Here is a 7,421-nt window from a genome sequence, read left to right on the forward strand (position 1 = left end):
AAAAAGCACTCCCCCCAGCCCCGGGAAAAGCAGCTATCCTCGTAGCACCCTCTAGAGACGTCTTGGGGCTGGGGTTTGTTCCCAGAGTTTTTCTCGATTTCCTTAAGGAGTGACCCCCATGAGCTCAAAAACTTCCCTCCCGATGACGGCGGCTGCCCTTTCGAGCGGTTGGCTTGTCCTACCTGCAGCAGCCCAATCTCTTGAGACAGTGCGGGTGCGGTCGGTGGTCGATGGGGACACCTTCTGGGCAGACCTAAACGACAGGCCAACCCGTTTTCGTCTTGCCTATGTGGATGCGCCGGAGCTAACGCAGGGGCGGTGGGGGCGCCTCTCCCAGGAGGCTCTGCAAAAGCTGCTGCCGCCGGGATCCCTGGTGCAGGTAGACACCCTCTACATCACCCCAGAAGGGCTGCACATTGCCGAAGTGTACAACGCCGACGGCCTAGTGAACTTGGAGATGTTGCGCCAGGGGCAGGCAGTGGTTTACGAGCGCTTTTTGCACGGGGACAGCCGGGAGCGCTACCTGGAAGCTCAAGGGGTCGCGCAGGCGGCACGCCGGGGTTTTTGGCAGCAAAACCAGCCGGTGATGCCGTGGGAGTTTCGAGAAGCGGCACTGCAAGTCTCAGCTTTTGCAGGACCTCAGGTTTTGGATGGGTCTTTCCTGCGGGAAAACCCAGCGGCAGCAGCGGGTGTGGGTATTGCCACAGTGGTGGTGATGGTAGGGCTGAGCAAGCTGCTGTGGAAAAAGCCCAGCCAAGAGAGGGTAAGCCTCCGGCAGCTGGAGCGGGATCTCAAACAGTTGCAGCGCAGCCTAACCACAACTCTGGCCAGCCGCAAGCAACTGGAACGGAAGTACAGTCAACTGCTGCAAAAGGCAGAAGAGTGGTTTGTCAGAGCCCAAGAGGCTACCCAACACAATCAGGACGAGCTGGCACGCCAGGCTTTGGTGCAGCGCAACCAACACCTAAGTGCAGCAGAGGCCGTTCGCCACTCCCTAGAGCAGGTGGAAGCCCAGGTAGTAGCCCTTCGCGAGGGCATTTCCCGCCTGGAAAGCCAGATAGCAATAGCCAAGCTGGAACGGGAGAGGAACACCTAAGCCAGAGGGGCAGCAGGGAGACCTTCGCCCGGGCCGCTGCCCTGTAGACCCAACTGAGGCCATACCCGCTCGAGAATCCGCCCTTGTCGAGCAAGCCAGGCAAGCAGGGGCAGTGTCCTAGCGGGAAGCGCTGGGGGTTGCCCTCTCAAGCGGGTCTGCGCATTGGCGAAACGGTTGTTAGGGATCCCCGCACCCAGAGGCTCAGGTTGCAGCCTATCTGGGGGGGCAGCAGTTGCCTAGATTGGGATCAAGGCGACTGCGGAGCCCACAACCGGCTCAACCCAGGGGCAAGGTTAGACTGGGAAAAAGAACTGCTGCTGCGGCCAGACGGGGTCTAGCTTTATCGCAGCGTGGAGTACAACGGGGGAGCAATGGCCTTCTTTGCTTGCTGTTCTTCTTTCCCTCGGCGTTGGGGAAGAGCGCCACAAAACTGGGGAAGCTGGGCAGGACTGTTGCTCCTGGCTCTGCAGCTTGGGCAGTCTGCAGCAGCTCAAGAGACCCAAGTTTGGATTGGCACTGGCCAGATCTTGAGTGGTCAAGGACAGGGAGCAACGGTGCAACTGGTTCTGGAAACAGGGGGCGGACGGATTTGGAGCCAATCAGGGCCGGCTTTAGATGCACCCTTTTCTGGGGAACAGACTTCGGTTACCAGTGGTGATGGCACTTGGCAAATCCAACCCCAGGGGAACCAGTTGTTGGTGACCTTTTACCGTGGCGAGCAGATCATCCGCTGGCGACTCCACCCTGTTGACAAGGCGCCAACTTCTTCCTCTTGGCCACCTTCCTCTGCGAGTGGCGAAACTGCCCAACCCGTAGCTCTGCCTGTGCAAGAGCTAGTGGTTCCTGTCCTAGAGTTGCCCCGCCATCCCTAGAGGATCAGGGGTGGTCTTGCTTGGCTTGCTGCCAGAGCCTCTCTAGCTCTTGCAGGGTGCGTCCTTTGAGGGGGAAGTCTTGGGCAGGCAGCTCTGATTCTGCCTGTTGCCGCGCCAGCTCTTCCAGGCGCAAAAAACGGCGGGCAAAGCGCAGATTGGTCTGCGTTAGCGCCTGGACAGCATCCAGCCCATACCAGCACCCCAAGGTAACTAGGGCAAACAGCAGATCTCCCAGCTCTGCTTCCTGGCGGGCCCGGTCGGGGGGATCGCGCTCCAGCTCTTGGCGCAGCTCGGCCTCTTCCTCGCGGATCTTGGCCCAGATCCCTTCTTCTCTTGGCCACTCCACTCCTGAGGCCACCACCTTTTGGGAAATTTTCAAGGCGGCCATCAGGGGAGGCAGAGTTTCAGCGTAGTGCAGCAGTTTTTGACCAAGGGTTTGCTGCGGCTGCTCTTGCTGCTTGATGTCTTCCCAAAGGCGGTGCAACTGGGAAAGGTCAAAACTCTCTGGCTGTAGGGTCTCCCCAAACACATGGGGGTGACGGCGGATTAGCTTGTCGGCAATCCGCGCTGCCACGGTTTCCAGGTTGAAATGGTTTCGCTCTGCAAAGATCTGGGATTGCAACACCACCTGCAACAGCAGGTCCCCTAGCTCTTCGGCAATAGCGGCTGGATCCCCGGCTCGAATGGCCGCCACAGTCTCGTAGGCTTCTTCAAGAATGTAGGGAGTAAGCGATTCAGGGGTCTGGGCGCGATCCCAGGGGCAGCCGCTGGGGGAACGTAGCCGGGCTACAATTGCTGCTAGACGGCTGAGGTGCTGGGCAGACTCAGCACGCTCTAGATAGAGATGGGCAAAAGGGCCCGTTTTTTCTGGCTCCCAGCTCTGCAGCGTCAGCGGACCGGCCACTACCTCCAAGTCTGCGGTCAGCAAAGTCAAAGATTGAGCAGGGGCACAGACCTGCCGTAACCCACAAACCAGCTCTGCCACTTCCTTGCTTCCGCAATTTTTTAGCAGCAGGGATCCCTGCCCCACCGCCGACCAGCGGGCCAGCTCCTGTTGCCAGTTGGACTGCAGGCTATCCAGCGTTTGCAGCATGGTCGTAGAGGCGGCCCAGATCCAAAAGCCGCCTAAGCTGGTCGAGATCGATAAAGCTCAGTTCCAAAAGAATCATCAGCAGCGGCCCCTGCTGGCGGCGCTGCAGTTTTTTGGCCAAACTTAGTTGCGAGCGGTCGACAATGCCCGCTTCCAAGAGGTATTCTTCCAAAGCCGGAGGAGGAATGGGATCTAGCATAGGCACTTCAGGATCCTGAGAAGGACAGCTGGAAAAACTAAGAAAATGGCCAGCCGCTGTAACCATTCTTAACACTCCTACTGGATTTGTGCAAAGAGAGGAGGTAGGCCAAGGGTGAGCCACTGCCAGCTCTCCCAAGGGGCAGCTGGTTGTCTGTCTCCAAGAGTGAATGCGATGGAGGTCAAAATAATAGCAAGTCTGCTGGCGATTGACAGCAGCTGGGGAAGCCGCGGTGCTTTCCAGCTTTGGCGCAGTTTCTGGTTCTGCGGTGAGGCAGCCCAAGCTCCGCTAGGCTGAAAGTAGGTATAGCGTTACTCGCTGGGGGATTTTTGCTATGGCTAAACCTCAAGAGTTGCTGCCGGTGGGGACAAGGGTTGAGGTGGTGGAGATACCTCCCTATTTGAAAACGGCCGATCCGGTGCCGAGGTTGCGCCCAGCTCATTTAATTCAGCTGCACGAGCAAGGGGTGATCCGGCAGCGGCGGATGTTGGGCACCTACTGTGTGCAGTTTGCCAGCGGCCTCTTTTTGATTGAGGGCAAATATCTTCGCCCTCTAGGAGCTGCAGGTCTTGAGAGTGGCGGCAGACTTCCGCGGTAGAGTAAAGTTGCTGGCTGGCGTTGGGTCAGAACTTGGCTCGGCGGCGGGATCCAAGCCAGCTTGTGGCATTGGCTTTTCTGCTGCTGCCCTTCACCATTAGGCTAGCGTTGCGTATGCCCAGAGTTATCGTCACCGATCCCATTGATCAGGCGGGAATTGACATCCTCTCCCAGGTAGCTCAGGTGGATGTGCGAACCAACCTTACCCCTGAGGAGCTGATTGCGGTGATCCCCAACTACGAGGCCATTGTGGTGCGCTCCAGCACGCGGGTTACCCGGGAGGTGATTGAGGCAGGGAAGAACCTGAAAATCATTGGCCGGGCAGGGGTAGGGGTGGACAACATCGACGTGGCTGCTGCCACCAAGGCCGGGATCCTAGTGGTCAACTCCCCTGAGGGCAATACCATTGCTGCCGCCGAGCACACTATTGCCTTGATGATGGCCCTCTCGCGCCACATTGCCGATGCCAATGCCTCCCTGAAAGCGGGCCAATGGAAGCGGCAGGAGTTTGTGGGGGTAGAGGTTTACAAAAAGACCCTGGGTATCGTTGGCCTAGGCCGGATTGGCTCCCATGTAGCCCAGATTGCTAAAGCAATGGGGATGCGGCTTTTGGCCTACGATCCCTATATTTCCGTCGAGCGGGCGGAGCAACTGGGGGTGCGCCTGGTCGATTTCACCACCCTGGTGCAGGAGTCAGACTACATTACCTTGCATGTTCCCAAGACCCCTGAGACCACTAACCTGTTTAACGCTGAAACCTTCCGCCTGATGAAGCCGACCGCCCGGCTGATTAACTGTGCACGTGGTGGCCTGGTGGATGAGCAGGCTCTTTACGAAGCCCTCAAATCTGGCCAAATTGCCGGAGCGGCCCTAGATGTGTTTGCTGAAGAGCCCCTTAGCAAAGATTCACCTCTGCTTTCCTTGGGCAAAGAGATCTTGCTGACCCCTCACCTGGGGGCCTCCACTGAGGAGGCGCAGATTAATGTGGCCATTGATGTGGCCGAGCAGATCCGCGATGTGTTGTTGGGGCTGCCTGCTCGTTCTGCTGTGAACATTCCCGGCCTGCAGGCGGAGGTGCTGCAAAACCTCAAGCCCTACCTCGAGTTAGCTGAAACGCTGGGCAACCTGGTGGGTCAGTTAGCGGGGGATCGGGTTAGCCAGTTGGAGATCCGCCTGCAGGGATCCCTGGCTGAGAAAGACAGCCGGCCAATTGTCATCGCCGCACTCAAGGGGCTCTTGACGCTAGCTTTGCGGGAGCGGGTTAACTACGTCAACGCTTCCATTGAGGCCAAGGAGCGGGGCATTCGCGTAGTGGAAACCCGGGATCCCTCGGTAAGGGATTACTCCGGCTCCCTGACCTTGATTGCCCACGGCCCCAACGGGGTGCGTTCGGTTTCAGGGGCCCTCATTGGGGAGCGGGAGGTACGCATTACCCAGATCGACGAGTTCCCAGTCAATGTGCCGCCTTCGGCCAACATGCTCATGACGTTGCACCGAGATATGCCGGGGATCATCGGCCGGATTGGCACCCTGCTGGGAGCCTACAACGTTAACATCGCCAGCATGCAGGTGGGCCGCAAGATCATCCGCGGCGATGCGGTGATGGTGCTCAGCCTAGATGATCCCCTGCCGGATGGACTCCTAGAAGAGGTGCTCAAGCAGCCGGGCATTCGTGACGCTTTTGTGGTGAACCTCTAGCAATCCCCAAGCCCCGCTTTTCCTAGCTAGCAAGACGGAGGGTTGGCTTGAGCCAAAGTGAGTTGTCCCTAAGGCCTCAGATGATCTCCGACTGGAGTTGGCCGGCCTTTTTGGAGTCACTAGGCCGGTTTGGTGTAGATCTCAGTCTGGAGCGCATGCAGGTTTTGCTGCAGCGGCTGGGCCAGCCGCAGGCGGGGATCCCGGCCATCCACGTGGCTGGCACCAATGGCAAGGGCTCCGTCTGTGCCTGGGTTAGCCACGTGCTGTGGGCGGCAGGCTACCGGGTGGGCCGCTACACCTCTCCCCATTTGGTGGATTGGCGCGAGCGGATCTGGCTCAATGGGGAGTACATTTCCGCCAACGACTGGAGCCAAGCCTTGGCCCAAGTGCGGGACTGTCTGCAAACCTATGCTCCTGGCGAGGCTTCTCCAACGCAGTTTGAGGCCATCACTGCTGCTGCCTGGCTATACTTCCGCCAGCAAAAGGTGGAGGTGGCCGTGATGGAGGTGGGCCTCGGGGGGCGACTGGATGCCACCAACGCTGGAATCAAGTCGGTGGTAACCGCCATTACCTCCATTGGCTGGGATCATTGGCAACGCCTGGGCAATAGCCTAGAGCAGATTGCCGCCGAAAAGGCCGGCATCCTCAAGCCAGGGATCCCCGTGGTGTGCGCGCCCCAACCCCCCGAGGTGATGGCTGTCATCCAGGCCAAGGCAGCGCAGCTGGGCAGTCCCCTGCGAGTGGTGGAGCCCCTGCAGTGGTCCGGTCCTCAGACTGTCCGCTGGCGGGATCAGGTGCTGACCCTGCCCCTTGCCGGCGAGGTACAACTGATCAATGGGGCGGTAGCCCTGGCCGTTGTGGAGACCCTGCAGGAACAAGGCTGGCGGATCCCCGATGTTGCTGTCAAAGAAGGATTTGCCCTCACCCGTTGGCCGGGTCGCCTCCAGCGGGTGCAGATTGGATCCCGCCAGCTGCTCCTGGATGGAGCCCATAATTTGCCAGCCGCCCAAGCCCTGCGCCGCTACCTAGACCAGCATCAGCCCGGCCCCCTCACCTGGTACATGGGCATTCTCACGACTAAAGATGTCAAGGGTATTCTTGCTGCCCTGCTGCGACCGGGGGATCGCTTTTGGGCCCTGCCCATCCTTGGCCATGCAGGAACGGATCCCCAAGAATTGGCCCACCTCGCCCAGACCCTCCAGCCCCATCTCCGCCTTGCCCAGGCCCTGCCAGATCTTGCTGCTTTGCAAGCCCAGTTGCAGCAGCCTGCTGAGCCTGGGGAGCCGCCTGGGGTAATTTGCGGCTCCCTGTACCTCTTGGGCCAGGTGATGCAAGCTTGCCTGGGATGGGAGCTAGCCGGCTGAGATCCCTGCAACCCCCTTTGCTCCCTTTGCCAGCCTCATCGGGATGACAGGATTTGAACCTGCGGCCCTCTGCTCCCAAAGCAGATGCGCTACCAAGCTGCGCTACATCCCGTCTCCAAATATTATGGCAGAAAAATGCCCGGGATCCCTGCCTAAAGCGTCAAAGAGGCCTACCTGGTAGCTCGCAGGTAGGGCCGCGGCAAGGAAGGACAAAGCTGGCAAGGGCAGCCTTACCAACCAAAAGGGATTGCGCTTGCCCATCCCATGGCGTCTCTCTCCAAGGGGCAGCAGCCCTCGCCCTTCCACAGCAGCGATTGCCGCTGGAAGAAGCTGCAGGCTTGAGGCACAGCCAGGGGAGAGTTGGCTCTCTTGGGGAAAGCTTGAATCTCCGCACCGACAAGGTCAGTGTCGGGATACAGCCCTCCCCGCAGGTAGACAAGGCGTTGCCGGAATCTGGGTCATCCCGTGTCTGCTCCTGGAGGGACGACGCCTTCGCAGAGGGGGG

7 protein-coding genes and 1 tRNA gene are annotated in these 7,421 nt (G+C 59.5%); 5 read left to right on the top strand and 3 right to left on the bottom strand.

The window, feature by feature from the left end:
* Positions 1-118 precede the first annotated feature (118 nt).
* A complete protein-coding gene (locus NW827_RS09475; RefSeq protein WP_414503620.1) occupies positions 119-1,096 on the top strand; it encodes a PspA/IM30 family protein in 978 nt (325 codons plus the stop codon).
* 452 nt (positions 1,097-1,548) lie between these two features.
* On the top strand, positions 1,549-1,968 hold the full coding sequence (locus NW827_RS09480; protein ID WP_414361284.1) for a hypothetical protein: 420 nt from the start codon (positions 1,549-1,551) through the stop codon (positions 1,966-1,968).
* A 4-nt stretch (positions 1,969-1,972) separates the two neighbouring features.
* On the opposite strand, the gene mazG is transcribed toward NW827_RS09480, so the two are convergent.
* Together mazG and NW827_RS09490 are read right to left on the bottom strand one after the other, a co-directional pair.
* Positions 1,973-3,061: a nucleoside triphosphate pyrophosphohydrolase gene (gene mazG, locus NW827_RS09485; protein WP_414361286.1), complete on the bottom strand. Its 1,089-nt coding sequence runs from the start codon at positions 3,059-3,061 to the stop codon at positions 1,973-1,975.
* Positions 3,042-3,257 (bottom strand): DUF2949 domain-containing protein, encoded by a 216-nt coding sequence (locus tag NW827_RS09490; RefSeq protein WP_414361287.1) that lies wholly within the window; start codon positions 3,255-3,257, stop codon positions 3,042-3,044. The genes mazG and NW827_RS09490 overlap by 20 nt, the downstream gene beginning before the upstream one ends.
* A 334-nt stretch (positions 3,258-3,591) precedes the next feature.
* Between NW827_RS09490 and NW827_RS09495 the strand changes: the two genes are divergently transcribed.
* The 3 genes from NW827_RS09495 to NW827_RS09505 all read left to right on the top strand — a co-directional run bounded on the left by NW827_RS09495 (position 3,592) and on the right by NW827_RS09505 (position 6,916).
* Entirely contained in the window at positions 3,592-3,855 is a 264-nt protein-coding gene (locus tag NW827_RS09495; protein ID WP_414403592.1) for an NAD(P)H dehydrogenase assembly family protein, read from the top strand.
* A 113-nt stretch (positions 3,856-3,968) separates the two neighbouring features.
* On the top strand, positions 3,969-5,552 hold the full coding sequence (gene serA, locus NW827_RS09500) for a phosphoglycerate dehydrogenase (protein WP_414361527.1): 1,584 nt from the start codon (positions 3,969-3,971) through the stop codon (positions 5,550-5,552).
* Between the two features lie 80 nt (positions 5,553-5,632).
* Positions 5,633-6,916, top strand: coding sequence for a bifunctional folylpolyglutamate synthase/dihydrofolate synthase (locus NW827_RS09505; protein ID WP_414361290.1), 1,284 nt, complete (start codon positions 5,633-5,635; stop codon positions 6,914-6,916).
* 38 nt (positions 6,917-6,954) lie between these two features.
* Here the strand turns inward: NW827_RS09505 and NW827_RS09510 are convergent.
* Positions 6,955-7,028 (bottom strand) — tRNA-Pro (locus tag NW827_RS09510).
* Positions 7,029-7,421: the final 393 nt, after the last annotated feature.

The organism is Synechococcus sp. H70.1 (genome assembly GCF_047502705.1).
Classification (GTDB): domain Bacteria; phylum Cyanobacteriota; class Cyanobacteriia; order Thermostichales; family Thermostichaceae; genus Thermostichus.

What these genes read in the sequence shown, in the direction of transcription:
- NW827_RS09475 (WP_414503620.1), top strand. Translation starts at nt 119, where the DNA reads ATGAGCTCAAAAACTTCCCTCCCGATGACGGCGGCTGCCCTTTCGAGC.
- mazG (WP_414361286.1), bottom strand. Translation starts at nt 3,061, where the DNA reads ATGCTGCAAACGCTGGATAGCCTGCAGTCCAACTGGCAACAGGAGCTG.
- NW827_RS09490 (WP_414361287.1), bottom strand. Translation starts at nt 3,257, where the DNA reads ATGCTAGATCCCATTCCTCCTCCGGCTTTGGAAGAATACCTCTTGGAA.
- NW827_RS09495 (WP_414403592.1), top strand. Translation starts at nt 3,592, where the DNA reads ATGGCTAAACCTCAAGAGTTGCTGCCGGTGGGGACAAGGGTTGAGGTG.
- serA (WP_414361527.1), top strand. Translation starts at nt 3,969, where the DNA reads ATGCCCAGAGTTATCGTCACCGATCCCATTGATCAGGCGGGAATTGAC.
- NW827_RS09505 (WP_414361290.1), top strand. Translation starts at nt 5,633, where the DNA reads ATGATCTCCGACTGGAGTTGGCCGGCCTTTTTGGAGTCACTAGGCCGG.